24 protein-coding genes, 1 pseudogene and 2 riboswitches are annotated in these 26,359 nt (G+C 64.4%); of the genes and pseudogenes, 20 read left to right on the forward strand and 5 right to left on the reverse strand.

What is annotated here, in order from left to right; genetic code table 11:
• Window positions 1-6: 6 nt before the first annotated feature.
• Window positions 7-330, forward strand: coding sequence for a DUF732 domain-containing protein (locus MSIMFI_RS22350; RefSeq protein WP_191499215.1), 324 nt, complete (start codon window positions 7-9; stop codon window positions 328-330).
• A 101-nt stretch (window positions 331-431) separates the two neighbouring features.
• Complete coding sequence (locus MSIMFI_RS22355; RefSeq protein WP_191499216.1) at window positions 432-1,139, forward strand: MgtC/SapB family protein; 708 nt, start codon at window positions 432-434, stop codon at window positions 1,137-1,139.
• A gap of 12 nt (window positions 1,140-1,151) precedes the next feature.
• On the opposite strand, the gene MSIMFI_RS22360 is transcribed toward MSIMFI_RS22355, so the two are convergent.
• Entirely contained in the window at window positions 1,152-2,339 is a 1,188-nt protein-coding gene (locus tag MSIMFI_RS22360) for an NAD(P)/FAD-dependent oxidoreductase (RefSeq protein WP_191499217.1), read from the reverse strand.
• Between the two features lie 106 nt (window positions 2,340-2,445).
• Between MSIMFI_RS22360 and MSIMFI_RS22365 the strand changes: the two genes are divergently transcribed.
• Window positions 2,446-3,402: a sterol desaturase family protein gene (locus MSIMFI_RS22365; protein ID WP_191499218.1), complete on the forward strand. Its 957-nt coding sequence runs from the start codon at window positions 2,446-2,448 to the stop codon at window positions 3,400-3,402.
• 102 nt (window positions 3,403-3,504) lie between these two features.
• The gene (locus MSIMFI_RS22370) at window positions 3,505-4,173 is read left to right on the forward strand and encodes an Rv1815 family serine proteinase (protein WP_224770382.1); all 669 of its coding nucleotides are present in this window, start codon (window positions 3,505-3,507) and stop codon (window positions 4,171-4,173) included.
• On the opposite strand, the gene MSIMFI_RS22375 is transcribed toward MSIMFI_RS22370, so the two are convergent.
• Complete coding sequence (locus MSIMFI_RS22375) at window positions 4,170-4,340, reverse strand: hypothetical protein (protein WP_396820570.1); 171 nt, start codon at window positions 4,338-4,340, stop codon at window positions 4,170-4,172. The genes MSIMFI_RS22370 and MSIMFI_RS22375 overlap by 4 nt on opposite strands.
• On the opposite strand from MSIMFI_RS22375, the pseudogene MSIMFI_RS22380 reads away from it, so the two are divergent.
• The 3 genes and pseudogenes from MSIMFI_RS22380 to MSIMFI_RS22390 form a co-directional block, all read left to right on the forward strand.
• Window positions 4,335-4,737: pseudogene (locus MSIMFI_RS22380) on the forward strand (TetR-like C-terminal domain-containing protein); the annotation flags it as partial. The gene MSIMFI_RS22375 and the pseudogene MSIMFI_RS22380 overlap by 6 nt on opposite strands.
• Window positions 4,738-4,753: 16 nt before the next feature.
• The gene (locus MSIMFI_RS22385; RefSeq protein WP_191499219.1) at window positions 4,754-5,254 is read left to right on the forward strand and encodes a VOC family protein; all 501 of its coding nucleotides are present in this window, start codon (window positions 4,754-4,756) and stop codon (window positions 5,252-5,254) included.
• Window positions 5,255-5,336: 82 nt separating this feature from the next.
• Complete coding sequence (locus MSIMFI_RS22390; RefSeq protein ID WP_191499220.1) at window positions 5,337-6,827, forward strand: FAD-binding protein; 1,491 nt, start codon at window positions 5,337-5,339, stop codon at window positions 6,825-6,827.
• A 21-nt stretch (window positions 6,828-6,848) separates the two neighbouring features.
• Here the strand turns inward: MSIMFI_RS22390 and MSIMFI_RS22395 are convergent, their stop codons facing one another.
• The gene (locus MSIMFI_RS22395; protein ID WP_191499793.1) at window positions 6,849-8,768 is read right to left on the reverse strand and encodes an ABC transporter ATP-binding protein/permease; all 1,920 of its coding nucleotides are present in this window, start codon (window positions 8,766-8,768) and stop codon (window positions 6,849-6,851) included.
• A gap of 105 nt (window positions 8,769-8,873) precedes the next feature.
• Between MSIMFI_RS22395 and MSIMFI_RS22400 the strand changes: the two genes are divergently transcribed.
• The 12 genes from MSIMFI_RS22400 (at window position 8,874) to gcvP (ending at window position 22,826) form a co-directional block, all read left to right on the forward strand.
• On the forward strand, window positions 8,874-10,517 hold the full coding sequence (locus MSIMFI_RS22400) for an acetolactate synthase (protein WP_191499794.1): 1,644 nt from the start codon (window positions 8,874-8,876) through the stop codon (window positions 10,515-10,517).
• Window positions 10,518-10,610: 93 nt separating this feature from the next.
• Window positions 10,611-12,947: an accessory Sec system translocase SecA2 gene (secA2, locus tag MSIMFI_RS22405; protein ID WP_191499221.1), complete on the forward strand. Its 2,337-nt coding sequence runs from the start codon at window positions 10,611-10,613 to the stop codon at window positions 12,945-12,947.
• Between the two features lie 97 nt (window positions 12,948-13,044).
• On the forward strand, window positions 13,045-13,674 hold the full coding sequence (locus MSIMFI_RS22410; RefSeq protein ID WP_191499222.1) for a CDP-alcohol phosphatidyltransferase family protein: 630 nt from the start codon (window positions 13,045-13,047) through the stop codon (window positions 13,672-13,674).
• Entirely contained in the window at window positions 13,667-14,590 is a 924-nt protein-coding gene (locus MSIMFI_RS22415; protein WP_191499223.1) for a DUF881 domain-containing protein, read from the forward strand. The genes MSIMFI_RS22410 and MSIMFI_RS22415 overlap by 8 nt, the downstream gene beginning before the upstream one ends.
• Window positions 14,591-14,621: 31 nt before the next feature.
• The gene (locus MSIMFI_RS22420; RefSeq protein WP_186245776.1) at window positions 14,622-14,954 is read left to right on the forward strand and encodes a small basic family protein; all 333 of its coding nucleotides are present in this window, start codon (window positions 14,622-14,624) and stop codon (window positions 14,952-14,954) included.
• Window positions 14,955-15,207: 253 nt separating this feature from the next.
• A complete protein-coding gene (locus tag MSIMFI_RS22425) occupies window positions 15,208-16,074 on the forward strand; it encodes a DUF881 domain-containing protein (protein ID WP_396820579.1) in 867 nt (288 codons plus the stop codon).
• 26 nt (window positions 16,075-16,100) lie between these two features.
• Complete coding sequence (gene gcvH, locus MSIMFI_RS22430; RefSeq protein WP_191499224.1) at window positions 16,101-16,505, forward strand: glycine cleavage system protein GcvH; 405 nt, start codon at window positions 16,101-16,103, stop codon at window positions 16,503-16,505.
• A 270-nt stretch (window positions 16,506-16,775) separates the two neighbouring features.
• Window positions 16,776-17,264: a glycogen accumulation regulator GarA gene (garA, locus tag MSIMFI_RS22435; RefSeq protein WP_186243245.1), complete on the forward strand. Its 489-nt coding sequence runs from the start codon at window positions 16,776-16,778 to the stop codon at window positions 17,262-17,264.
• The gene (ftsR, locus tag MSIMFI_RS22440; RefSeq protein ID WP_085249351.1) at window positions 17,261-18,004 is read left to right on the forward strand and encodes a transcriptional regulator FtsR; all 744 of its coding nucleotides are present in this window, start codon (window positions 17,261-17,263) and stop codon (window positions 18,002-18,004) included. Before garA ends, ftsR begins: the two co-directional genes overlap by 4 nt.
• 97 nt (window positions 18,005-18,101) lie before the next feature.
• Window positions 18,102-18,596, forward strand: coding sequence for a bifunctional nuclease family protein (locus MSIMFI_RS22445; protein WP_085249352.1), 495 nt, complete (start codon window positions 18,102-18,104; stop codon window positions 18,594-18,596).
• 420 nt (window positions 18,597-19,016) lie between these two features.
• Window positions 19,017-19,643 (forward strand): MerR family transcriptional regulator, encoded by a 627-nt coding sequence (locus MSIMFI_RS22450; protein ID WP_186243247.1) that lies wholly within the window; start codon window positions 19,017-19,019, stop codon window positions 19,641-19,643.
• Window positions 19,644-19,695: 52 nt separating this feature from the next.
• Window positions 19,696-19,793, forward strand: a riboswitch (glycine riboswitch).
• Window positions 19,794-19,796: 3 nt separating this feature from the next.
• Window positions 19,797-19,928, forward strand: a riboswitch (glycine riboswitch).
• A 48-nt stretch (window positions 19,929-19,976) separates the two neighbouring features.
• On the forward strand, window positions 19,977-22,826 hold the full coding sequence (gene gcvP, locus MSIMFI_RS22455; protein ID WP_191499225.1) for an aminomethyl-transferring glycine dehydrogenase: 2,850 nt from the start codon (window positions 19,977-19,979) through the stop codon (window positions 22,824-22,826).
• A 4-nt stretch (window positions 22,827-22,830) separates the two neighbouring features.
• On the opposite strand, the gene MSIMFI_RS22460 is transcribed toward gcvP, so the two are convergent.
• A complete protein-coding gene (locus MSIMFI_RS22460) occupies window positions 22,831-23,691 on the reverse strand; it encodes a haloalkane dehalogenase (RefSeq protein WP_191499226.1) in 861 nt (286 codons plus the stop codon).
• Window positions 23,692-23,730: 39 nt separating this feature from the next.
• Between MSIMFI_RS22460 and MSIMFI_RS22465 the strand changes: the two genes are divergently transcribed.
• Window positions 23,731-24,597 (forward strand): alpha/beta fold hydrolase, encoded by an 867-nt coding sequence (locus MSIMFI_RS22465; RefSeq protein WP_191499227.1) that lies wholly within the window; start codon window positions 23,731-23,733, stop codon window positions 24,595-24,597.
• Between the two features lie 4 nt (window positions 24,598-24,601).
• Here the strand turns inward: MSIMFI_RS22465 and MSIMFI_RS22470 are convergent, their stop codons facing one another.
• On the reverse strand, window positions 24,602-26,338 hold the full coding sequence (locus MSIMFI_RS22470) for a CocE/NonD family hydrolase (protein WP_224770443.1): 1,737 nt from the start codon (window positions 26,336-26,338) through the stop codon (window positions 24,602-24,604).
• Window positions 26,339-26,359: the final 21 nt, after the last annotated feature.

Raw genomic sequence — 26,359 nt, forward strand, 5'->3', positions numbered from 1 at the left:
GAGATTATGAGACGGCTACTTGCGCTTCTCGGCGTCTTTGCCATGATTGGCCTTGCCGCGCCCGCGTACGCCGATCCCGATGACAACGGCGGCGGTGACGACGCGGGCTTCCTCGCGGCCCTCCGACAAGTCGGCATCACCTACGGCAGCCCCGCCCAAGCCATTGGGTCCGCCAAGGCGGTGTGCGGATGCTTGGATAACGGCGAAACGGGTTTGGAGCTAGTCAACGACGTAAAGACTCGCAATCCCGGCCTGGATATGGACGCGGCGGCACAGTTCGCATTGATCTCGTCGAAGTACTACTGCCCGCATCACCTCAGCCACGCCTGATACCTGTAGGCCACGCGCCGTTCACCTAGGCGTGGTTAGCTGCCGCGCCGAGGGGTGGGGGCGGATACGCAGCCCTGCGGTCGGGGAAGGAGTGCGCCGTCATGCAGACGCTGAGCACCGCCGATTTCGCACTCCGGCTTGGCGTCGGAGTGGGTTGCGGCGCCCTCATCGGATTTGAGCGGCAATGGCGGGCGCGCATGGCCGGCCTTCGAACCAACGCACTAGTGGCGGCCGGCGCCACGTTGTTCGTGCTTTACGCGGCCGCCACCGAGGACAGCAGCCCCACCAGAGTCGCGTCTTATGTGGTGTCGGGGATCGGCTTTCTCGGTGGCGGGGTAATCCTGCGCGAGGGGTTCAACGTCCGGGGCCTCAACACCGCCGCCACCCTGTGGTGCTCGGCGGCCGTCGGTGTGCTGGCGGCCTCCGGGCACTTGGTGTTCACTCTTATCGCCACCGGCACCGTCATCACCATCCATGTGCTGGGGCGCCCATTGGGCCGGCTGATTGACCACGACAACACCGTCGAGGAAGACGAAGGTTTACAGCCCTATCAGGTTCAGGTGATCTGTCGCCCCAAGTCGGCGAAATACGCGCGTGCTCAGCTCGTGCAGCACACCACCAACAACGACATCACATTGCGGGGCGTTCATACGAGCCCGGTCGACGACGACAAGGTCACTTTGACTGCGCACCTGCTCATGGACGGCCATACGCCGGCCAAGCTGGAGCGGATGGTTGCCGAATTGTCTTTGCAGCCAGGCATTTACGCGGTGCAGTGGTATGCCGGTGAACAGGCGCAGGCGGAGTGACCAGGGTCCCGCTCAGGGACGCGCCTGCAGATCAGGTGCGGCTGCGGCCAGCAGGTCCGAGCGACTTCGCGTCAACGGAGGATAGATCCGCCGGGTATTGATGGTCTGCTTGGTGGCCTTGGCCTCCACGCCGCGCGACACGACCATCCGATCCCACCCTTCCGTGTACACCGCGCCAGCCGGTCCTAGATCGAGAACCGTGACATACCAAGGGATCCGAAGCGCCAGCAGGGGCTGGTCAAATAGGTCGCTGATCACGTTGTAGCCGGCATACCGGCCCATCGGGCGGCCATGCTGACACGACATCACCGACACGTGTTCGTCGTCCATGCGGGCGGCGGAGACATCGCCGGCGGCAAACATTGCGGGCACCCCGATCACTCGCAGATAGTCGTCGACCTCAACCCGGCCCAGCCGATCACGGGCCACCGGCAATTGCTCGGTCAGTGAGCTGGCCCGCATGCCGGCACACCACACCACCGTGGCGGCTGCCAGCTGCTCACCCGACGACAGCGACAGCCCACCCCGACCGACTGCGGCAACGCTGACTCCCGTCCTGGTCTCAACACCGTTGTCCGACAAGGCTTGTTCGATCACGGGCCGCGCAGATGCCCCCATGTCGGAGCCGACAAAAGCGTTGTGGTCGACCAGCACCACCCGGGGTGTGACGCCCAGTGCTCGTAGTCGGTGCGGCAGCTCGCAGGCCGTCTCGATACCGGTTAGGCCGGCACCGACTATGACGACGGTGGCCGCCGCCGGCGTCGCCGGACCATCGGCCAGCTCTTGAAGGTGGTGTTGCAGCCTCATCGCGCCGTCATAGGTGTCGACATCGAAACCGAACTCCCGCAGACCCGGTATGTCCGGTTTGACCACACGGCTACCCGAGGCGAGCACCAGTCGGTCGTAGTCGTGCGTCTCACCGCTGGCGGTGGTGACGCGGCGACAGTCGGCGTCAATCCCGGTCACCTCGGTCGTGATGTGCGCGACGCCGGCTGGGTCGAGCACGTCGGCGAGTGGGATGCGGCATGCACTCAAGTCAGCCTCGTAGTTGCGAACGCGGATGTCATGAAACGGTTTTGCGCTCAACACCGTGATGCAAACCGTTCGTTCTGTCACACCGAGCTCATCGAGTCGCCTGGCAGCACCGAGCGCTGCCCATAAACCCGCGAAACCCGAGCCGATCACCACGACTTTGATCAACGCAGCTCCTCTTTTCTGGGCCGGGCTCGGCCATGGCTGCCATCAGTGTGTACTCCGGGCGACCAATGGTCACCTCCTCGGCACCAGGAGTCGTAGTCTGTTTGGTGTGGATTCCTTAGCAGGGTTCTGGTCCGCGCTGCCCCCGCTAATGCGGGACCCGGTGTTATTTGCCATCCCGTTTTTCCTGCTGCTGTTGACTCTCGAGTGGACGGCGGCGCGCAAGCTGGAGAGCATCGATGCCCTGGAACCCGATGCCAACACCGGCAAACCGCGGCCGGCATCAGGGGCGTACTTCACCCGCGACTCCATGGCGAGCATCTCGATGGGGCTGGTGTCGATTGCCAGCACCGCCGGCTGGAAGACGCTGGCCCTGCTCGGTTATGCCGCACTGTATGCCTATGTAGCGCCCTGGCACCTCCCGGCGAGCCAGTGGTATACGTGGGTCATCGCCATCCTGGGCGTCGATTTGCTCTATTACACCTATCACCGCATCGCCCACCGGGTTCGACTCATCTGGGCGACTCACCAGGCTCATCACTCCAGTGAGTACTTCAACTTCGCCACCGCACTGCGCCAGAAGTGGAACAACAGCGGCGAGGTCCTCCTGTGGGTCCCGTTGCCGTTGTTGGGGCTTCCCCCTTGGATGGTGTTCTTCAGCTGGTCGTTGAATCTGATCTACCAGTTCTGGGTGCACACCGAACGTATCGGCAAGTTGGCGCGGCCGTTCGAATTCGTCTTCAACACGCCTTCACATCACCGGGTTCATCACGGGATGGACAAGGTGTACCTCGACAAGAACTATGGCGGCATCTTCATCATCTGGGATCGGCTGTTCGGCAGCTTCCAGGCGGAGTCGTTCCGACCGCACTACGGCCTGACCAAGCGGGTCGACACCTTCAACATCTGGAAGCTGCAGACCCGCGAATACGTGGCGATTGCCCGCGATTGGCGATCGGCAACACGGCTGCGGGATCGGTTGGGCTATGTCTTCGGACCACCAGGTTGGCAGCCGCGAGCCACCTCTAAAGCACGCGGTGCGATCCCGCTGGCGACGTCGCGGTAACGCCGGGCGGGGCCGGGGCGAAAAACTCAACGACGGTGAACCTACGCCGCAACCTCGCCCTTCGGTCGGCGCCACGCCGGCCTCGACGGATCGGAGTCCATAGTGCGCCGCCTGGCAACGCGTGCATTGACCGCATCGATTGTCATCGCGGTGCTGGCCTTGGGGTATTCATCTCCGATCGCCGGCGCCGACCCGATATTGGTGTTCCCCGGCATGGAAATCCGCCAGGACAGCCACGTCTGCACTCTGGCTTATGTTGACCCCGGCCAGCGACTGGCATACACGGCAGGGCACTGTCGGGGCGCGGGGCCTGTCACGGACAGGGACAACAATGTCATCGGGCATCTCGCGGCCTTCCGCGACAGCACACCCAGCGGCTCGACCGTGGCCACCGACCAGACGATCGATGACTATGAAGCGATTGCGCTGGTCGGCAACGTCGCGATGAACAACATCCTGCCGGGCGGACGGGCGCTGATGTCGAGTCCGGGTGTGGTTGTCGCGCCCGGCCAGGCCGTCTGCCATTTCGGCATTAGCACCGGTGAAACCTGCGGGACTATCGAGGCAGTCAACAACGGCTGGTTCACCATGACGGGCGGCGTTGCCAGCCAGCGGGGTGATTCGGGTGGCCCGGTGTACCTGACCCCCAACGGGGGCCCCGCGCAGCTCATCGGGATCTTCAACAGTATCTGGGGGCAGTTTCCCGCGGCCGTCTCTTGGCAGTCCGCCACCGAGCAGGTGCGCCAGGATCTAGGGCCGTCAAGACACTAGGCTCGCAGCTCACGAGCGCACAACACCGGGATCAGTGGTGCCGCGGCACGCAGTTCGTCGTCGCTGGCTTGCGGTGTCAACCCACCGACATACCCCTTCACCTGCCAATACCATCTGCCCAGATAGTGCCTGAGGAGTCGGTGCCACAACCCTGACTCAAAGCGCATTGGGCGCTGCTCTACGGCAGCCCCGTGCCCGGATATCACGCACCGCCCGAGCGCACCATCGGCGTCGGCACCCGCGTGGTCGGAGCGGTCCTCGACGCGATCGCGGCCGGTATTGCAACCGGTGACATCATGTTGACCGATTATCAAGCGCGGCAACCGATGTCATCGGACTTCGAACGCATTCGGCACGAGTTCGAGTTTCCCGGTGACGATGGCGTCGTCGCCAAGTTTGCTGTGGGCCGGTGTCGTCGGCGCGATCAGTCTCGAGGTATTTGGGCAGTACGGCACCGATACGTTGACCGACCCTGAGGCGGTCCTGAGACGGTCGTGCCAACCGGAATTAGAACGTGTTCACCATGCCCGTGGAGGCCGGCCATCGCCGATTCCGGCAAAGTAGGTTATTCTGCGAATCGATGAACTTTTCCGTTCAGTCTCCGACACAGATCGCATGGGTAACCGCGGACCTGGACGCCACCGAAACGACCCTCACCGGCCTGTTAGGTGCCAAAAAGTGGGTGCGGATACCCGATGTGCACTTTGCTCCAGACACCTGCAGCTATCAGGGCAAGCCCGCTGATTTCGTCGCCAGTATTTCGTTGAGCTATCTCGGCGACATGCAGTTGGAGCTGATCTCTCCGGTTAGAGGGGAGAACATCTATAGTGACTTTTTGCGGGAGCGCGGGCCCGGTTTGCATCACATCTGCGTGGAGGCCGAAAGCTTGGAGCGCTTCGACGCCGAGGTGGCGCAAGCCGCCGCTCACGGCGCTGAGCTCGTGCAGCAGGGCGTAATGCCCGGCGGTATGCACTTCGCCTATGTGTCGGCGCCGCGGGCGGGCGTGCCGTTTGTCGAGATTGCCTATGTCTCGCCAGAGATCAGATCGTTCTACGAGTACATAAAGCGGGAGCAGCGGTGACCCGCGCCAGCGGCGATGCGGTGGGGGCACCCCCAGCCGCGCAGCGGCGAGGGGGACGTAGCGATGAAGAGGAGTGGTGCCAATGAGCACCGAGATACCAGCGACGGTCAATGCGGACACGGTGACGTCGTGGTCGGATGAGGTCGACGTCGTGGTGATCGGTTTCGGTATTGGCGGGGGCTGCGCGGCGGTCAGCGCCGCTGCCGCCGGAGCACGGGTCTTGGTCCTGGAACGCGCCGCCGCGGCCGGCGGCACCACGTCGCTTGCCGGGGGGCACTTCTACCTGGGCGGAGGGACGGCGGTCCAGCAGGCGACCGGCAACCCCGACTCACCCGAGGAGATGTATAAGTACCTGGTCGCGGTGTCGCGACAACCCGACGAAGCTAATCGGACCAAAATTCGTGCCTACTGCGATGGCAGTGTCGAGCATTTCAACTGGCTGGAGGACCTCGGGTTTCAGTTCGAGCGCAGCTTCTTCCCGGGCAAGGCGGTGATCCAGCCAAACACCGAAGGGCTGATGTACACCGGAAACGAGAAGGTGTGGCCATTCCTCGAGATGGCGGTGCCGGCGCCCCGCGGTCACAAGGTGCCCGTCCCCGGCGACCCCGGCGGGGCCAGCATGGTGATCGACCTGCTACTCAAGCGAGCCGCAAGTCTGGGCGTTCAGGTCCGTTACGAGACCGGCGCCACCGAGCTCATCGTGGACGGCTCTGCCGGCTCGGGCCCGGGGACCCGCGTTACCGGTGTGATGTGGAAGCGGTTCTCCGAATCCGGTGCGATCAAAGCGAAGTCGGTCATCATTGCCGCCGGGGGCTTCGTAATGAACCCCGCGATGGTCGCCAAGTACACCCCGAAGCTGGCCGAGAAGCCGTTCGTGCTCGGCAACACCTACGACGACGGGCTTGGCATTCGGATGGGCGTCTCGGCAGGCGGGGCCACCCAGCATATGGATCAGATCTTCATTACGGCTCCGCCGTATCCGCCGTCGATTCTGCTGACCGGGATTATCGTCAACAAGCTTGGGCAACGGTTTGTCGCTGAGGACTCCTACCATTCCAGGACCTCGGGATTCATCATGGACCAGCCGGACAGCGCGGCCTTCCTGATCGTCGACGAGGCACACCTAGAGCACCCCAAGATGCCGCTGGTCCCGCTGATCGATGGGTGGGAAACCGTCGCCGAGATGGAAGCTGCGCTTGGCATCCCACGGGGCAACTTGGCGGCGACGCTGGACCGCTACAACGGCTACGCCGCGCGTGGCGAGGATCCCGACTTCCACAAGCAGCCGGAATTCCTTGCGCCGCAAGACAACGGGCCATGGGGAGCCTTCGATATGTCGCTGGGCAAGGCGATGTATGCCGGATTCACCGTCGGCGGGTTGGCCACGTCAGTGGACGGCGAGGTACTGCGTGACGACGGCTCGGTGGTAGGCGGTCTGTACGCAGTCGGCGCGTGTGCCTCCAACATCGCTCAGGATGGCAAGGGATACGCCAGCGGAACGCAGCTGGGTGAAGGGTCGTTCTTCGGGCGCCGGGCGGGGACGCACGCGGCAGCCGCGGAGCACGCGCGGTAAAGCCTCGAGCGCAGGGGCCCGCTACACCGGCGCCGGCTTGTTTTCGACCCGACCCAGCTCCCACGCACCGCCGCCAAGCAGCTTGAGTTCCTGTTCATGGAGCAGCTCAACCGCACGCCGATGGCTGACACTGACCACGATGCAGTCCGGGAGTTCGCTTCGAAGCATTTGGTAGAGCGCGAATTCCAGCCCTTCGTCGAGCGCCGAGGTGCTTTCGTCGAGAAAGACCGCCTGGGGCTTGGTGAGCAGGATACGGGCAAAGGCAACGCGCTGTTGTTCGCCGGGCGAGAGCACCTTGGCCCAGTCCTCGTCTTCGTCGAGCCGCTCGGCTAGGGGAGCCAGCGCGACCTTGGTCAGCGTGTCCCGGATGACCTCTTCGGAGATGTCGTCCGGCGAATTCGGATAGCACACCACCGCGCGCAAATTTCCCAGCGGCACATACGGCAACTGTGACAAGAACATAGTTGCGTTCTCGCCGTCGGGGCAGCGCAGTATTCCGGAGGCAAACGGCCACAATGCGGCGAGACTGCGCAACAACGTGGTCTTGCCGACCCCCGAGCGTCCCGTGACGACCAGCGAGTCGCCACGTTCTAGGCGCAAGTCCAGCGGGTCGATCAATTGGTCGCCGGCCGGCGTGCGGACTTCTACATGGGCCAGCTCGACTGTCCCGTCGTCACTCGGCCGCGCCAGCACCGCCGGCAACGCGCGGCCCTGTTCGTTGGCGTCAACCAATCCATGCAACCGGATTATCGCCGCACGGAAACCCGCGAACGCGTCGTAGTTGTTTCGGAAGAACGACAGCGAATCGTGAATATTTCCGAATGAAGTCGCCGTCTGACCAACGTCGCCGAAGTCGATCTGACCGGCGAACAAACGAGGCGCCTGGATCACCCATGGCAACGGCACGATCGTCTGGCTCACCACCAGGTTCCAGCCATTGAAGCCGATGCTTCGATTAACAAACCGAAGGTAGTTGTCGATGATCGGAGTGAACCGCCGCTGCAATTGGGTGCGTTCCACGCGTTCACCACGGTAGAAGCCCACAGCCTCCGCGGCATCGCGCAAGCGCACCAGTGCGTAACGGAAAGCGGCGTTGAGCTTTTCGTTGCGGAAGCTCAGCCAGATCAATGGACGACCAATGATAAACGAGATGATCGTGGCCGCGAGCACATAAACGATGACGGTCCAGAACATGGCACGTGGGAAGGACACCCCAAAGATATTCAGGGTGCCGGAGAGCTTCCATAGGATCGCGGTAAAGGAAATGACTGAAATAATCGATTGCACCGCACCGAATAGCAGCGTGCTAGCAGTCCCGTTGGCGGGCTGATTCGGAGTACCGCCGCTCCCGGCAGTGAAGATGTCGACGTCTTGCTGGATGCGCTGGTCGGGGTTGTCGATCGTTTCGTCGATGAACAGGTCCCGGTAGTAGGCCCTGCCGTCGAGCCAGTCCTGGGTCAAGTGGCCGGTCAGCCATACCCGCCAGGCGACTATGAAGCGCTGCGTCAAGTAGATGTCCGCCATCACGCGCGCCACGTGCAGTACGGCCATGATGCTGAACACCCCGATGGACATCCAAAAACCGCGTACGCCTGAGCGTTTGACAGCGTCATCGCCGGAGGCGATGCCTTCGAAGGCTTTCTGCAAAGCCGTGTACATGTCGTTGCCCTGATAGCTGAACAGCACATTCAGGCGCACCGCCAGCACCACCGAAAGCAGCAAGACGCCGAGCATCAGCCACACCCGAATGCTCTTTGTCCCGACGAAGTACCCGCGGGTGATCCGCCAGTACTGCTGTCCCCAGGGTGTCACGAAACGCAGCACAACCAGCACGACGAGCACACAGACCGCGCTGATCGCCCACGCTTTGCCGGTCCAATACAAAGAATCCAGGAGTGCCCTAGACCAGTCGATGGATGGCTTAAACGGTTTGGGGCCCAAGGTCGGTGTCTCCTCACAGGCGAGGTGTTCCGGCGGCGGCTGGAACAGAAATCCTTCGGCGAAGGTACCCGACTGCGGTGGATAGGCTCTCCAAATATGAGCGATATGAGCACCCAAGCCGTCCCCGCCCAGACGATTCATGCCGGCCAGCTCGTCGCGCGCCGACTCAAAGCCAGTGGTATCGACACGATCTTCACGCTGTCGGGCGGCCATCTGTTTTCCATCTACGACGGCTGCCGCCAAGAAGGCATCCGGCTGATCGACACCCGGCACGAGCAGACGGCGGCTTTCGCCGCCGAGGGCTGGTCGAAGGTGACCAGGGTGCCGGGCGTTGCCGCACTCACCGCGGGTCCTGGGGTTACCAACGGGATGAGCGCCATGGCCGCCGCACAGCAGAACCAGTCGCCGCTTGTCGTGCTTGGCGGACGGGCGCCGGCGGGGCGCTGGGGCATGGGCTCCTTGCAGGAAATCGACCACGTGCCGTTCGTGGCGCCGCTGGCGCGGTTCGCCGCCACGGCACAGTCAGCCGACGACGCGGGCCGGCTGGTCGATGATGCCCTGCGGTCCGCGATGGGTGCTCCGTCGGGCGTGGCGTTTGTCGACTTCCCGATGGACTACGTGTTTTCGATGTCGGACGACGACGGGCGCCCAGGCGCTCTGGCCGAATTGCCCGCAGCGACGAGCCCGGACAACACCGATCTGGACCGGGCCGCCGCACTGCTTTCGACGGCTCGGCGGCCGGTCATCATGGCGGGAACCAATGTCTGGTGGGGACACGCCGAAACGGCGCTGCTGCGTCTGGCCGATGCGCTGCAAATCCCGGTGCTGATGAATGGAATGGCCCGTGGCGCAGTTCCCGCCGACCATCCGTTGGCCTTCTCGCGGGCGCGATCAAAAGCATTGGGAGAGGCGGACGTTGCGCTGATTGTCGGCGTGCCCATGGATTTCCGCTTGGGCTTTGGTGGGGTATTCGGGTCAGATACCCAGCTCATCGTCGCAGACCGCGCCGAACCAGAGCGCGAGCATCCGCGCCCCGTTGCGGCTCGGCTCTATGGGAACCTCACCGCGATCCTGTCGGCGCTGGCCGTACCCGGCGGAAGCGACCGTCGGGACTGGATTGATGAGCTTCGTACGGCCGAGACCGCCGCGCGCGATCTTGAGAAGGCCGAACTCGCCGATGACCGCATTCCGCTTCATCCGATGCGGGTATATGCCGAGCTGGCATCGCTGCTGGACCGCGACGCCGTCGTCGTCATCGATGCGGGCGATTTCGGGTCTTATGCCGGCCGCCTGATCGACAGCTACTTGCCGGGCTGCTGGTTGGACAGCGGTCCCTTCGGCTGCCTTGGTTCAGGTCCCGGGTACGCCCTGGCCGCGAAACTGGCGCACCCCGAACGCCAAGTCGTGCTGCTGCAAGGCGACGGTGCATTCGGGTTCAGCGGCATGGAATGGGACACGCTGGTTCGCCACAACATTCAGGTCGTGTCGGTGGTCGGCAACAACGGCATCTGGGGTTTGGAGAACCATCCCATGGAGGCGCTGTATGGCTACTCGGTTGTGGCCGGGCTGCGGCCGGGAACGCGCTACGACGAGGTGGTCCGCGCCCTCGGCGGTCACGGCGAGCTGGTCTCGGCGCCCGCCGAGCTGCGCCCGGCGTTGGACCGTGCCTTCGCCAGTGGTCTTCCGGCCGTCGTCAACGTCCTTACCGACCCAACAATTGCCTACCCACGTAGATCCAACCTCGCCTGATCCCGAGGCCCGCGAACGTGCGTAGTTGTTCGCTTGTACTCGGTGTGTCGCGTGCAAACACGCACGCTCGCGCCGACCGCGTACGGTGGGGCTGTGCCTAAGACGATCCGCGCTCAACCAGGCCGTCTGAGCGGCCGATTCTGGCGGCTGCTCGGCGCCAGTACGGAAAAGGACCGCAACCGTTCCCTGGCCGAGGTCGCAGCTTCGGAGGAGTTCGACGAAAAGGCGGCCGATCTCGACGACGAGAAGCTGCGCAAGGCGGCTGGCCTGCTCAACCTCGACGACCTCGCGGAATCCGACGACATCCCACAGTTCCTAGCGATCGCCCGGGAAGCCGCGGAAAGGACGACCGGCTTGCGACCATTCGACGTGCAGTTGCTGGGCGCGCTGCGCATGCTCGCCGGTGACGTGATCGAGATGGCAACCGGTGAGGGCAAACCCCTCGCCGGCGCGATCGCGGCCGCGGGATACGCGCTGGCCGGACGGCACGTGCATGTGGTGACCATCAACGATTACCTGGCCCGCCGTGACGCGGAGTGGATGGGCCCCCTGCTTGAGGCGATGGGCCTCAGCGTCGGCTGGATCACCGCCGAGTCGACGAGTGCGGAGCGCAGGGCCGCATACGGGTGCGACGTCACCTATGCCTCGGTCAATGAGATCGGATTCGATGTGCTGCGTGATCAGCTGGTGACCGACGTCGACGACCTGGTATCGCCCAACCCGGATGTGGCCCTCATCGACGAAGCCGACTCCGTGCTGGTCGACGAAGCGCTGGTGCCCCTGGTACTCGCAGGCACCACGCACCGTGAAACGCCGCGGCTAGAGATCATCAAGCTGGTCGGTGAGCTTGTTGGCGACCACGACGCCGACGAGTACTTTGCCACCGACTCGGACAACCGCAACGTCCACCTCACCGAGGTGGGTGCCCGCAAAGTCGAAAAGGCGCTGGGCGGCATCGACCTGTACTCCGAGGAGCACGTCGGCACGACGCTGACCGAGGTCAACGTCGCCCTGCACGCGCATGTGCTGTTACAGCGCGACGTGCACTACATCGTCCGCGACGACGCGGTGCATCTGATCAACGCCTCGCGCGGCCGCATTGCGCAACTGCAGCGCTGGCCGGACGGCCTGCAGGCCGCTGTTGAGGCGAAGGAAGGCATCGAGACCACCGAAACCGGTGAGGTGCTCGACACCATCACGGTGCAGGCGCTGATCAACCGCTACACAACCGTGTGCGGCATGACCGGCACCGCGCTGGCCGCCGGTGAGCAGCTGCGCCAGTTTTACAAACTGGGGGTCTCGCCAATACCGCCGAACACCCCGAACATCCGCGAGGACGAGTCCGATCGGGTCTACATCACCGCCGCCGCCAAGAACGACGCGATCGTCGCGCACATCGCCGAGGTGCACGAGACGGGGCAGCCGGTGCTGGTCGGCACCCGCGACGTCGCCGAATCCGAGGAGCTGCACGAGCGGCTGTTGCGGCGCGGCGTTCCCGCGGTGGTGCTCAACGCCAAGAACGACGCCGAGGAAGCCCGGGTAATCGCCGAAGCCGGCAAATACTGCGCGGTCACGGTGTCCACCCAGATGGCCGGGCGCGGCACCGACATCCGCCTTGGCGGATCCGACGAAGCCGACCATGACCGGGTTGCTGAACTCGGTGGTCTGCACGTGGTGGGCACCGGCCGGCATCACACCGAGCGACTGGACAATCAGTTGCGTGGGCGGGCCGGACGCCAGGGTGATCCGGGGTCGTCGGTGTTCTTCTCCAGTTGGGAAGATGACGTCGTTGCCGCCAACCTCGACACCAACAAGCTGCCAATGCAGACCGATGAGGACGGCCGGATCGTTAGCCCCAAGGCCGCCGGGCTGCTCGACCATGCGCAGCGTGTCGCTGAGGGCCGGATGCTGGATGTGCACGCGAATACGTGGCGCTACAACCAGTTGATTGCCCAGCAGCGCGCCATCATCGTTGACCGGCGAAACACATTGCTACGCACAGCAACCGCGCGCGAGGAACTCGCCGAACTGGCGCCGAAGCGGTATGAAGAGCTGTCGGAAGATGTTTCCGATGAGCGGCTGGAGAACATCTGCCGTCTGATCATGCTGTATCACCTCGACCGCGGCTGGGCCGATCACCTGGCGTATCTGGCCGACATTCGCGAAAGCATCCATTTGCGCGCGCTGGGCCGGCAGAATCCCCTCGACGAGTTCCACCGGCTGGCCGTCGACGCGTTCGCGTCGCTGGCCGCCGACGCGATCGAGGCGGCTCAACAGACGTTCGAAACCGCGAACGTCCTCGAAGAGGAGCAGGGGCTGGACCTGTCCAAGCTGGCACGGCCGACGTCGACGTGGACCTACATGGTCAACGACAATCCGCTGTCCGATGACACGCTGTCCACGCTGAGCCTGCCTGGCGTGTTCCGCTAAGGCCGGCGCCACCATTCGCCGGGCTCGGCCTGATTCGCCCGGCTCCTTTTCGGTCCGCCGTGCGGACCATGTCGTCGCCGGGCTAAGGTCACGGCTCATGGAGCCCGTGCTCAGACAGAATCGGGTGCTGACGGTGCCCAACGTGCTGAGCCTCATCCGACTGGCGCTCATCCCGGTATTCGTCTACCTAATGCTGGTCGCCCATGTACATGGCTGGGCGGTGGCGATCCTGGTATTCAGCGGCGTCTCGGATTGGGCCGACGGCAAGATCGCTCGGCTGCTCAATCAGTCGTCGCGGTTGGGCGTGCTGCTGGACCCGGCCGTCGACCGTCTCTATATGGTCACCGTGCCCATCGTGCTGGGGTTGAGCGGGATTGTGCCGTGGTGGTTTGTGGTCACATTGTTGGCCCGCGACGCGTTGCTGGCTGCGACGCTGCCGGTGCTGTGGAGTCGCGGATTGTCGGCGCTCCCGGTGACCTACGTCGGCAAGGCCGCGACATTCGCACTGATGGCCGGCTTTCCGATCCTGCTGTTAGGGCAATGGGACGCGTTGTGGAGCCGGGTGTTCCGGGCCTGCGGTTGGGCGTTTCTGGTCTGGGGTATCTACGCCTACCTGTGGGCGTTTGTGCTGTACGTGGTGCAGATGACGATGGTGGTGCGTCGGATGCCCAAGATCAAACACCGGGCCTACCAGCCTGCGGTTCAAAAAGCAGATGACCATGGCTGACTCCGACCGGCTACTCGGCGGCTATGACCCCAATGCCGGGTACAGCGCCCACGCGGCGGCCCGCCCGAAGCACATTCCGGTGCCATCACTACTGCGCGCCCTGCTCTCCGAGCATCTAGATCCCGGTTACGCGGCCGCGGCCGCAAAACGTGGCCGCCTTGCCGCTTCGCAGTCGGTGAGAGCCCGCACTTTCGGCTGGATGTGGCAGGCGTTGGCGGCGACCCTGGTCGCCGCGGTATTCGCCGCCGCGGTCGCACAGGCCCGTTCGGTTGCGCCCGGCATGCGCGCCGCCCAGCAGCTTTTGGCGACGAGCGTGCGTTCGACACAGGCCGCCGCAGCCAAATTGGCCCAAAGCCGCGGCGCGCTCTCAGCAAAGGTCGACGAGGTGCAGCGGGCCGCGCTCGCCGACGACGCCGAGGGGCAGCGGCTGTTGACCCGTATCGACGCCCTCACCCTGGCAGCGGCTACCACACCGGTTATTGGCCCCGGTTTAACGGTGACCGTGACCGACCCCGGCGTCGGCCCGAATCTTTCCGACGCGTCCAAACAGCGAGTGAACGGCAGCCGGCAAATCATTTTGGACCGTGACCTACAACTGGTCGTCAACTCGTTGTGGGGGAGTGGGGCGGAGGCCATCGCGGTCGACGGCACCCGGATCGGGCCGAATGTGACCATCCGGCAAGCCGGCGGAGCCATCCTGGTCGACAACAATCCCATCAGTAGCCCCTACACAATCCTCGCTGTCGGGCCGCCGCACGCGATGAAGGATGTCTTCGACAGCAGTCCCGGTCTGCACCGCCTTAGGCTGCTGGAGATCTCGTACGGCGTGGGTGTCAGCGTGAACGTCGGCGACGGTCTGGCACTGCCCGCCGGAGCAACCCGGGACATCAAGTTCGCCAAACAGATTGGGCCCTAGTGAGACAACCGTGGACGGGAATCCGACAAGCATGATCGGCATCGCGGCGCTTGCCATTGGCATCGTGCTGGGCTTGGTTTTCCACCCCAGCGTGCCCGAGGTCATCCAGCCCTATTTGCCGATCGCGGTGGTTGCCGCGCTGGACGCGGTATTCGGAGGGTTGCGCGCCTACCTCGAGCGGATCTTTGATCCTAAGGTCTTTGTGGTTTCGTTCGTGTTCAACGTCTTGGTGGCTGCCTTGATCGTCTACGTCGGTGACCAATTGGGCGTTGGCACCCAGTTGTCCACCGCGATCATCGTTGTGCTGGGCATCCGCATCTTCGGTAACACTGCCGCGTTGCGACGCCGGCTATTCGGCGCATGACCGCGCCGGCGACGATGCAGTGGGGGCGCCCCGAGCCGCGAAGCGGCGAGGGGGACGAAGCGATGAGGAGGAGCGGCGCCGTGACCGCGCCGGCGACGATGCAGAGCGAAGCGATGAGGAGGAGCGGCGCCGTGACCGCGCCGGCGACGATGCAGAGCGAAGCGATGAGGAGGAGCGGCGCCGTGACCGCGCCGGCGACGATGCAGAGCGAAGCGATGAGGAGGAGCGGCGCCGTGACGGAGATGACGTCAGGATGACCCACGATGTGCCAGAACCCGCCCCTGACCCAGCCGCAGCCGAAACTCGTGGCGCGGCAACCTCTAAGGCCGACACTGGTACGCACGGAGCCCTACGGCACGGTCGTCATGAACTGCCCGCCAACCACCCGCGTCCCGGGATCGGAGCCTTGCGTCGGACGGGGCGCGGCGGGCGCTCGCGTCTGGTGTTCGGCACTCTCGCGATCTTGTTGTGCCTGGTGTTGGGGGTCGCCATCGTCACCCAGGTCCGCCAGACGGAGTCCGGAGATTCTCTGGAAACTGCCCGGCCCGCAGACCTGTTGGTGCTGTTGGATTCCTTGCGGCAACGCGAGGCCACGCTCAACACCGAGGTGACCGAACTTCAGAACACCCTGAACGCGTTGCAGGCGTCCGGCAACACCGATCAGGCCGCCATCGAAAGTGCCCAGGCCAGGTTGGCGGCGTTGTCCATCCTCGTCGGCACGGTGGGTGCCACCGGGCCGGGTGTCACGGTGAAGATCGAGGATCCCGGGCCAGGAGTGGCACCGGAAGCGATGCTCGACGTGATCAACGAGCTGCGCGCCGCCGGCGCCGAGGCGATCGAAATCAACGATGGGCGGCAGTCCGTGAGGGTCGGTGTTGATACCTGGGTGGTTGGCAATCCCGGCTCACTGACTATCGACACCAAGACCCTCTCGCCGCCGTATTCAATTCTGGCGATTGGCGATCCACCGACGCTTGCTGCGGCGATGAACATTCCCGGTGGTGCGGAAGATAGTGTCAAACGCGTTGGCGGGCGGATGTTTGTGCAGCAGGCAGACCGAGTAGATGTGACCACCTTGCGACAACCAAAACCGCACCAATACGCTCTGCCCGTCAAGTGAGCAACAGCGACCAGAACAGGAGCACCGTGAGCGATATCCCGCCCGATCTGCACTACACCGCCGAACACGAATGGGTTCGCCGCAGCGAGGCGCATACCGTGCGGATCGGGATCACCGACTACGCGCAGTCTGCACTGGGTGACGTCGTTTTTGTTCAGTTGCCCGGATTGGGCACATCGGTAAGCGCCGGCGAAGCCTTTGGCGAAGTGGAATCGACGAAATCTGTCTCGGATCTGTATGCGCCGGTCTCGGGCAAAGTGTCCGCGGTCAACAGCGAACTGGAAGGCAATCCGCAACTGGTGAATTCCGACCCGTACGGCGCTGGCTGGTTGCTGGAACTCCAGGTCGAAAGCTCAGAAGTCTCAGCGCTGGAGTCGGCCATAGCAACACTGCTTGACGCGGAGGCCTACCGCGACACCTTGACCGAATGACGATTGCTAAGGTCCCGAAGGCGTCGCGTGGCGACGAGGGGGCGCGTGTCAAAGACCCGGACAAGGCAGGAGATGCTTAGGAGAAGCCGGGGCATCGGGCTTACGATCCAGCAGTGGAGGGCACGCGGCAGACCCGTGCGCGGTACGGTCGAGACATCAGGGTTTGAAGCACTAATAGGCAGTAAATGGCAGTAAAAGCGGTAAATCCTAGGGGAAGCGGGCCGAAGGGCCCGGTCAGACAACGCCACAGCGGCCAGTGAGGAGCAGCGGGTGACGGACAAGGACGCAGACCGAGAGCAGGACCAGACTTCTGACGAAGTCACCGTGGAGACGACGTCCGTCTTCCGCGCCGACTTCCTCAACGAGCTGGACGCTCCCGCACAGGCCGGTGCCGAGAGCGCCGTATCCGGGGTGGAGGGACTCCCCGCGGGCTCAGCGTTGCTGGTCGTCAAACGGGGACCCAACGCGGGGTCTCGCTTCCTGCTCGACCAATCCATCACTTCCGCGGGCCGGCATCCCGACAGCGACATCTTCCTCGACGACGTCACGGTGAGCCGTCGTCACGCCGAATTCCGCTTGGAAAGCAACGAGTTCAGCGTCGTTGACGTCGGCAGCCTCAACGGCACGTACGTCAACCGCGAGCCTGTGGATTCCGCAGTGCTCGCAAACGGTGATGAAGTCCAGATTGGCAAGTTCCGCTTGGTGTTCTTGACCGGGCCCAAGCAAGGTGACGACGACGGGGGCACCGGAGGCCAGTGAGCGCACCCGATAGCCCCGGGCTGGCCGGGATGTCGATCGGGGCGGTTTTGGACCTGCTACGACCGGACTTCCCGGATGTCACAATCTCCAAGATTCGTTTTCTGGAGGCCGAGGGGCTGGTGACGCCGCAGCGCGCTGCATCGGGGTACCGCAGATTCACCGCATATGACTGCGCACGGCTGCGCTTCATCCTTACCGCCCAGCGCGATCATTACCTGCCGCTGAAGGTAATCAGAGCGCAGCTCGAGGCGCAGCCCGACGGTGAGTTGCCGCCATTCGGATCTCCTTACGGTGTACCGCGATTGGTGTCGGTAGCCGACAACGGTACTGATCGCGCAGAATCTGACACCGCAGCCGTGTCGCCCACCCGCGTCCGACTCAGTCGCGAAGACCTGGTGGAGCGTGCAGGAGTTGACGACAACCTGCTCGCGGCCCTGCTCAAAGCCGGCGTCGTTACCCCTGGACCCGGTGGCTTCTTCGACGAACACGCCGTAGTGATCGTCCAGTGCGCGCGGGCGTTGTCCGAATACGGTGTTGAGCCGCGGCATTTGCGCGCGTTTCGTTCTGCGGCCGACCGGCAGTCGGATTTGATCGCCCAGATCGCCGGTCCGTTGGTCAAGGCCGACAAGGCAGGTGCCCGTGACCGTGCCGACGACTTGGCTCGTGAGGTCGCCGCGCTTGCCATTACTTTGCATACTTCGTTGATCAAGTCGGCCGTTCGCGACCTTCTTCACCGCTGAGGACTAGACTTCGTTCGACAGCTTGGTGTTCGACGGCACCGCGTCGTCGTGCTGAGTGCGGACAGTCGGCGGCGGCATGTGCGGAGGGCAAACACAGATGGGTGAAGTTCGTGTTGTCGGCATTCGCGTCGAGCAACCGCAGAACCAACCGGTGCTGTTGCTGCGCGAAGCCAACGGTGATCGGTATCTGCCGATTTGGATCGGCCAGTCGGAGGCGGCGGCCATCGCGCTGGAACAGCAAGGCGTCGAGCCACCTCGTCCGCTGACGCACGATCTGATCAGGGATGTCATTGCAGCGCTTGGGCATTCGCTCAAGGAGGTGCGGATCGTCGATCTTCAGGAGGGTACTTTTTACGCCGATTTAATCTTCGACCGCGATATCAAGGTATCGGCACGCCCCTCCGACTCGGTTGCGATCGCACTACGGGTCGGTGTTCCGATCTACGTTGAGGAGGCAGTCCTCGCCCAGGCCGGTTTGCTGATACCCGACGAGAGCGACGAAGAGAGCGACAGCGCTGTTCGCGAAGACGAAGTCGAGAAGTTCAAGGAGTTTCTCGACAGTGTGTCACCCGACGATTTCAAGGCGACCTAGCCCGCCGACGATGCGCGCCGGGACGGCGGGCTGAGGAGGTGGGCAATTAGGCCTGAGCCCGCCGACGATGCGCGCCGGGACGGCGGGCTGAGGAGGTGGGCAATTAGGCCTGAGCCCGCCGACGATGCGCGCCGGGACGGCGGGCTGAGGAGGTGGGCAATTAGGCCTGAGCTGAGAACTTGCTGCCAAACGTCACGGATGAGTCTCATCTCACACACTGCGGGGTCGACACGCCTGGCGGATATCGCCCACAAACCCAGGCGGCGGCCATACTTTGAGGACGATTGATGATCAACCGGGAGCACAGCAGCAAGCGAAAAGCGTATGCTCTCTAGCACTCGGGCCTGAGAAAACGTGGCTGTCCGAGGCAGCCAGTGACGCAGCTATTGACATAGAGCGCGATCGGCGAGAGGAAGCACCGTGAGCGAGCAGCCACGTCAAGGACAGCTGGATCTTGCTGACCACGCGGCCACCAATGGTGCCGACGACGGCGCCGTAATGAGCCGGCCCGTGCAGCCCGGACTCTTCCCCGACGATTCCGTGCCCGACGAGCTGGTCGGCTACCGCGGCCCAAGCGCCTGTCAGATCGCCGGAATCACTTACCGGCAGCTGGACTATTGGGCACGCACATCGCTGGTTGTCCCCTCGATCCGCAGCGCCGCAGGATCCGGCAGCCAGCGGCTCTACTCCTTCAAGGACATCCTCGTCCTCAAGATCGTCAAACGCCTGCTCGACACCGGTATTTCGCTGCACAACATCCGGGTCGCGGTCGACCATTTGCGCCAGCGCGGTGTCCAGGATCTAGCCAACATCACGTTGTTCTCCGATGGCACCACGGTCTACGAATGCACATCTGCCGAGGAAGTCGTCGACCTCCTGCAAGGTGGCCAGGGCGTGTTCGGCATCGCCGTCTCGGGTGCGATGCGTGAGCTGACCGGCGTCATCGCCGATTTCCACGGCGAGCGTGCCGATGGTGGCGAGTCGATTGCCGCCCCGGAGGACGAGCTGGCATCGCGGCGCAAGCATCGCGACCGCAAGATCGGCTAGCCGCACCGGAGACACCCGGCCGAGTAGCCTAGGCCTAAACTGGTATAAGCATCGCTCTAGCGCGGGAGAGTTCCGTGGCTGCCAGCTACGGACGCCGAAGGAGCAATACCTCTCCGTCAACCTCTCAGGCACCAGGACCGCGCCAGATAACGATGCCTCTGGAAAGCGGTGGCGACCTGGAGATTTCCAGCGGTTGCCACCCGCCGATGGGGAAAGGCGCCGCGACGCATGCCGGCGCCGAATCTCTCAGGCGCCCGACGAACGGGTGAAGACAGAGGGAGAGGGCCGCGAGTCCGTTTCCCTTTGGGGTGCCTAGTCGTCAGGAGTTCCGCCTTGACCGAACATTCGAAGCTTTTCGCGTCCGACCATTCAACGTTTGCCGACCGGCACATCGGCCTGGACAGTCAGGCCATCGCGAGCATGCTTGCGGTCATCGGTGTCTACTCACTCGATGACCTGGCGACAAAGGCGGTCCCGACGGGCATCCTCGATCCGCTGACCGGTATCGGCGCGGCACCGGGTCTGGACCGGCTCCCACCGGCCGCCAGCGAGGCCGAGGCACTTTCGGAATTGCGGGCGCTGGCCGATGCGAACACCGTCGCCGTGTCGATGATTGGCCAGGGTTACTACGACACATTCACCCCCCAGGTGCTGGTACGCAACATCCTCGAGAACCCGGCCTGGTATACGGCCTATACGCCGTACCAGCCAGAGATAAGTCAGGGTCGACTGGAAGCCCTGCTGAACTTCCAGACCATGGTCACCGATCTCACCGGCCTCGAGATCGCGAACGCATCGATGCTCGACGAGGGCACCGCAGCCGCAGAGGCCATGACGCTCATGCATCGCGCAGCGCGCGGCCCGGCGAACCGGCTCGCTGTTGACGTCGACGTGTTTACCCAGACGGCGGCGGTGCTGGCTACCCGCGCCAAACCGTTGGGCATCGAGATCGTGTCGGCCGACCTGCGCGAGGGGCTGCCAGACGGCGAGTTCTTTGGCGTCATCGCCCAGCTTCCCGGGGCCAGTGGCCGGATCACGGACTGGGCCGCTTTAGTGGAGCAGGCCCACGAGCGTGGCGCGCTGGTGGCCATCGGCGCCGACCTGTTGGCGCTAACACTGATCACCCCGCCCGGCGAGATCAGCGCGGACGTGGCGTTCGGCACCACCCAACGTCTTGGTGTACCAATGGGATTCGGCGGTCCGCACGCCGGCTACCTGGCAGTACACGCCAAGCATGCCCGTCAACTGCCCGGCCGGCTGGTTGGAGTATCAGTCGACAGCGACGGCACGCCCGCATATCGCTTGGCGCTGCAGACACGCGAGCAGCACATCCGCCGCGACAAGGCGACCAGCAACATCTGCACCGCACAGGTGCTGTTGGCGGTAACGGCCGCCATGTACGCCAGCTATCACGGCTCCGACGGACTCAGCGCAATCGCTCGACGGGTACACGCGTATGCCGAGACCATCGCCGGCGCCCTCGGCGATGCGCTGGTGCACGACAAGTACTTCGACACGGTGTTGGCCCGGGTGCCGGGGCGTGCCGATGAGGTGTTGGCCGCAGCCAAGGCGAATGGTGTCAACTTGTGGCGCGTCGACGCCGACCACGTGTCGGTCGCATGCGACGAGGCCACTACCGACGCCCACGTGGCCGTAGTCCTGGATGCGTTCGGTGTATCGGCTACCGACCCGGCGCGTGTCGATATCGCAACGCGCACATCGGAATTCCTGACCCACCCCGCGTTCACCCAGTACCGCACCGAAACGGCGATGATGCGGTACCTGCGGACCCTGGCGGACAAAGATATCGCTTTGGACCGCAGCATGATTCCGCTCGGCTCATGCACGATGAAACTCAACGCCGCCACCGAGATGGAGTCCATCACCTGGCCGGAATTCGCACGTCAGCATCCGTTTGCCCCCGCATCCGACAGTGCCGGGCTGCGTCGTCTGATCGCCGATCTGGAGCGCTGGCTAGTGGCGATCACCGGCTACGACGCGGTCTCGCTGCAACCCAACGCAGGCTCGCAAGGCGAGTACGCCGGCCTGCTGGCGATCCACGAATACCACGCCAGCCGAGGGGAACCGCACCGCGATATCTGCCTGATCCCGTCCAGCGCGCACGGCACCAACGCCGCGTCTGCCGCGTTGGCCGGGATGCGGGTGGTCGTGGTGGGCTGTCACGATAATGGCGACGTCGACCTCGACGATCTGCGCGCCAAGGTCAGCGCCCATGCCGATCGGCTGGCGGCGCTCATGATCACCTACCCGTCCACGCACGGCGTCTACGAGCACGACATCGCCGATATCTGCGCCGCCGTGCACGACGCCGGTGGCCAGGTGTACGTCGACGGCGCCAACCTCAACGCGCTGGTCGGCCTGGCCCGGCCGGGCAAGTTTGGCGGCGACGTCAGCCACCTCAACCTGCATAAGACTTTCTGCATCCCGCACGGCGGCGGTGGCCCGGGTGTCGGGCCGGTCGCGGTGCGCTCGCACTTGGCCCCGTTCCTGCCGGGTCACCCGTTCGCACCGGAATTGCCTGCGGGGCATCCGGTCTCGTCGGCACCCTACGGGTCGGCATCGATCCTGCCGATCACCTGGGCGTATATCAGGATGATGGGTGCCGACGGTCTGCGCGCGGCGTCGCTGACCGCGATCACGTCGGCCAACTACATCGCCCGCCGTCTCGACGAGTACTTCCCGGTGCTGTACACCGGCGAGAACGGGATGGTGGCCCACGAGTGCATCCTGGATCTGCGCGGTATCACCAAGGCAACCGGCGTCACCGTCGACGATGTCGCAAAACGGCTGGCGGACTACGGCTTTCACGCGCCAACCATGAGTTTCCCGGTTGCGGGGACGCTTATGGTCGAACCCACCGAGAGCGAGAGCCTGGCCGAGGTGGACGCGTTCTGCGAGGCCATGATCGGCATCCGCGCCGAGATCGACAAAGTCGGAGCCGGACTTTGGCCTGCCGACGACAATCCGTTGCGGGGCGCACCCCACACGGCTGAGTGCCTGCTGGTGTCCGATTGGAACCATCCGTACACCCGCGAGGAAGCCGCCTACCCGCTGGGCGCGACTTTCCGACCCAAAGTCTGGCCGCCCGTGCGGCGCATCGACGGCGCCTACGGCGACCGCAATCTGGTGTGCTCGTGCCCGCCGGTGGAAGCGTTCGCCTAACGGGTCAACCGAAGCGCTCGACGATCGCGGTGGCGATGCGGTCGGGTGCGTCCTCTTGGATGTAATGCTTGGCGGTCGGTAACTCGACGAGGACGTGATCCGGAAACGTCCTGCGCATGCGGGGGATTGACGGACCGGGCCTAAATGCCATGTCCTTCATCCCCCAAACCAACAGAGCGGGCTTGGCACCCAACTTGGCGGGCACTTCCTGGGCGAGCCGCGCGAGCAATGGGTGGGCGGCCAGTATCTGCTTGGGCATCTCGGCAACGCCCACCCGGGCCGCGGCGTCGGGCTGCACCGCGCGGTAGTGGGTCATTACCGCGTCGCTCGGGCGGTGCTCAGTTCCCGCGGGGATCAGCCGCTCGACGAAGAAGTTGCGCTTCAGGATCGCGTACTGCATCGGTGGGCTGGACATCACCCTGCTGAACGCCTTCGTCGCCAGCGTGTCCGCCGGCCAGAACCACGTGTTGCCCAACACGACGCCGCGCACCCGGTCGGCACGCTCGATGCCGACCGCCAGGCCGATCGGTCCACCCCAGTCCTGGCCCATCGTCAGGTAGCCCTCCAGGCCCAGGTGATCGACGAATTCGCCGATCACCTGCGCGTGCTCGTCGATCTTGTACCCGAATCCCGAGGGGCGCTCCGATAGCCCAAAACCCAGATAATCCGGAGCGATACAACGGAAACGGCTCCGCAATGCGACGATGATGTGCCGATACAGGAAACTCCACGTCGGGTTGCCGTGACACAACAGAATCGGCGGACCCTCGCCCTCGTCGACGTAGTGGACCCGCCCGCGCGAGCTATCGAACCAGCGCGACTCGAACGGATACAGCTGCGGATCCGGTGTGAATGTGACAGTCATGACTCTCCTCTGGTGCGTTCACGATGGTATGCCCGAAGGGTGACATCACCGAGTATTCGTGACTGGCGCGACGGTGGCCGTTGGTTGCACACGCCGATAGGAAAAGTGTTCGTTCGGTCGAGACCGGGTGAAGCGCCGACCGTGTTGCTGCTGCACGGCTATCCGTCCAGTTCGTTTGACTTCCGTGCCGTGCTCCCGCATCTGGCCGGCCATGCCTGGATGACGATGGACTTTCTGGGCTTCGGCTTGTCCGACAAGCCGCGCCCGCACCGCTACAGCCTTCTCGAGCAGGCCGACCTGGTGCAGACCGTAGTCACCCAAACCACGACCGGCCCGGTGGTGGTGCTTGCCCACGACATGGGCACGTCGGTAACCACCGAGCTGCTGGCCCGCGATCTGGCCGGCCAGCTGCCCTTCGAGCTGCAACGTGCGGTGCTCAGCAATGGCAGCGTGATCCTGGAGCGCGCCAGCCTAAGGCCGATCCAGAAGCTGCTGCGCAGCCCGCTGGGACCGATCGCCGCCCGGCTGGGCAGCCGCGGCGCCTTCAAGCGGGGCCTTAGCAGAGTTTTTTCGCCCGCGCACCCGCTGTCGGCCGACGAGGCGCAGGCCCAATGGGAATTGTTGTGCTACAACGACGGCAACCGGATACCGCACCTGCTGATCAGCTACCTCGAGGAGCGGGTGCGGTACGCGCAGCGTTGGCATGGCGCCGTGCGCGATTGGCCCAAACCGCTTGGCTTCGTATGGGGACTCGACGATCCCGTGGCAACAACGGACGTGCTCAAGGGTTTACGGGAATTGCGTCCGAGCGGTGCAGTCGTTGAACTGGCCGGCTTGGGCCACTACCCGCAGGTCGAGGCGCCGAAGGCGTACGCCGACGCCGCGCTGTCACTGCTCGTCGAATAGCCGGCTATGGGTGTACGACGGGCAGATCGATACGGGAGGCATGCGACCGGCTGCGGTAGACGCACACGGTCGGTGGTCCGCCCGGCAGGATCGCGAAGTGGCTCGCGTCGGCGCCAGCGATCGCGATGCGGATGCGGTGCCCCGGCTGGAACAGGTACGACGTCGGCAGCAGGTCGAACGTCAGCTCGGCAATCTCGCCTGAGACGAGGGGCTGCGCGTCGCTGCGCTTGAACGTTCGGTATGGGACGGTCTGGCGGTACAGCGGCGCGTCGCTGAGCCGACGGTTGATGGCGCGCAGCTGACCCTCGGTGATGTAGGAGACGCGACCGCGCCGATCAACGTCTTCGAGATAGACGAAAAATGTGCCGTCGCTGGCTGTCGAGGTCACGAACAGCGTGATTACCGGATGACCGGTCACCTCCAGGGGGTGCTCGAGCCGTGCAGAGGTGTAGGTCAGCAGCTTGGCGTCCTGGGCGTTGCGGTCCGGGTAGCGAATGTGTCCACCGATGCCCACCTGCGCATGCCAGCGTGAGTGCTCCCCGGTTCCGGCTGTCTGATCCACCGCGTACTCATCCGCGCCGCTGTCGGAATCGGGCGGGTTCAGGCTGAGCTGTCGCTCTGCGGCGAGGTAGTAGCTTTGCCTGGTTGCGGGCGGCGGCCAGGTGTCGGCCGACTTCCAACGGTCTTCGACCATGGTGAAGTAGTGAACCGGCGGCTCTGAACCGATACCTGTATCGATGCCCTTGAGGTGATGGTCGACGAACCGCAGCAGCTCGCTGTCGTGATCGAACACAGGCTTGCTCAGCCCGCGGAGGGGATCGACCTGCCAGCCGCCGGTGTGGTTCCACGGTCCCAGGGTCAGGCGGCTGCCGGGGGTGGAGATGGTCAGAAAGCGCTTTATCGCGGAATGCGCATATCCGCCGTCGAACCAGCCGCTGTAACTGTAGATGGCTGCCCCGGACGCCTCGATGTCGTGCCAATAGTTGTGCGGGCTAATGAGATCGAGGATGCCCGCCTCATCGTCACGGAAAGTCAACGACCGCGTCAGCTTGTGGACGTCGTAGTTGTCGCGGTGTGCGGCGATGGCCCCATCTCGCAGTGAGCGGTCATGGTCGTCTTGCACCGGTTGCATGCCGGCCAGTGGGAGCTTGGCCCACCAGACCACCTCGTGCAAGGCATTGCGGTCGAGTGCGTCGTTGTAGCGTCCCCATGTTTCGGTGAACCAGGTGGCGTGGATGCCGCCGGGGAACGCGATGTCGGTGTAGACGTCGAAGAGCGCGAAGCACGGCGCGGTCACCCGCACCGCGGGATGCTGGTTGACCAGCAGAAAGTCAGCCGACGTGCCGTCGTACGAATTTCCTAGCGCCGCGACTTTTCCGTTGCACCACGGCTGGCGCACGATCCAATCCACGATCTCGCCGCCGTCACGGATCTCGTCCGGGGACCATTCGCACCTGCGGGAGCCAAACGACGCGCCCGCTCCGCGCACATCCACATCGACCCACGCATAGCCGCTGGCAACGAAGCGTCTCCGGCGCCCCCTATCTGCGGCGATGTGCTGAAAGGGCTTGCCCCCGAGGAACATCCGCAACGGCCAGCGCAGCTCCATCGACCGGTAGTAACGGGTCTGATGCAGGATCGCGGGCAGCCGTGCGCCACTCGTCAGGTCCGCGGGCAGGTAGAGGTCGATGGCGATCCGCACCCCGTCGCGCATCGTCAAATAGCACGACGAGTAACGCATGCCCCGGTATCTCCGGATCGC

The sequence above is a fragment of the Mycobacterium simulans genome (assembly GCF_900232995.1).
GTDB lineage: Bacteria > Actinomycetota > Actinomycetes > Mycobacteriales > Mycobacteriaceae > Mycobacterium > Mycobacterium simulans.

Excerpts from the sequence above, each read along its gene's own strand:
- MSIMFI_RS22350 (WP_191499215.1), top strand. The coding sequence starts at position 7 with ATGAGACGGCTACTTGCGCTTCTCGGCGTCTTTGCCATGATTGGCCTT.
- MSIMFI_RS22355 (WP_191499216.1), top strand. The coding sequence starts at position 432 with ATGCAGACGCTGAGCACCGCCGATTTCGCACTCCGGCTTGGCGTCGGA.
- MSIMFI_RS22375 (WP_396820570.1), bottom strand. The coding sequence starts at position 4,340 with ATGCGCTTTGAGTCAGGGTTGTGGCACCGACTCCTCAGGCACTATCTG.
- MSIMFI_RS22385 (WP_191499219.1), top strand. The coding sequence starts at position 4,754 with ATGAACTTTTCCGTTCAGTCTCCGACACAGATCGCATGGGTAACCGCG.
- MSIMFI_RS22390 (WP_191499220.1), top strand. The coding sequence starts at position 5,337 with ATGAGCACCGAGATACCAGCGACGGTCAATGCGGACACGGTGACGTCG.
- MSIMFI_RS22400 (WP_191499794.1), top strand. The coding sequence starts at position 8,874 with ATGAGCACCCAAGCCGTCCCCGCCCAGACGATTCATGCCGGCCAGCTC.
- MSIMFI_RS22410 (WP_191499222.1), top strand. The coding sequence starts at position 13,045 with ATGGAGCCCGTGCTCAGACAGAATCGGGTGCTGACGGTGCCCAACGTG.
- MSIMFI_RS22415 (WP_191499223.1), top strand. The coding sequence starts at position 13,667 with ATGGCTGACTCCGACCGGCTACTCGGCGGCTATGACCCCAATGCCGGG.
- MSIMFI_RS22420 (WP_186245776.1), top strand. The coding sequence starts at position 14,622 with ATGATCGGCATCGCGGCGCTTGCCATTGGCATCGTGCTGGGCTTGGTT.
- MSIMFI_RS22425 (WP_396820579.1), top strand. The coding sequence starts at position 15,208 with ATGACCCACGATGTGCCAGAACCCGCCCCTGACCCAGCCGCAGCCGAA.
- MSIMFI_RS22445 (WP_085249352.1), top strand. The coding sequence starts at position 18,102 with ATGGGTGAAGTTCGTGTTGTCGGCATTCGCGTCGAGCAACCGCAGAAC.
- MSIMFI_RS22460 (WP_191499226.1), bottom strand. The coding sequence starts at position 23,691 with ATGACTGTCACATTCACACCGGATCCGCAGCTGTATCCGTTCGAGTCG.
- MSIMFI_RS22470 (WP_224770443.1), bottom strand. The coding sequence starts at position 26,338 with ATGCGTTACTCGTCGTGCTATTTGACGATGCGCGACGGGGTGCGGATC.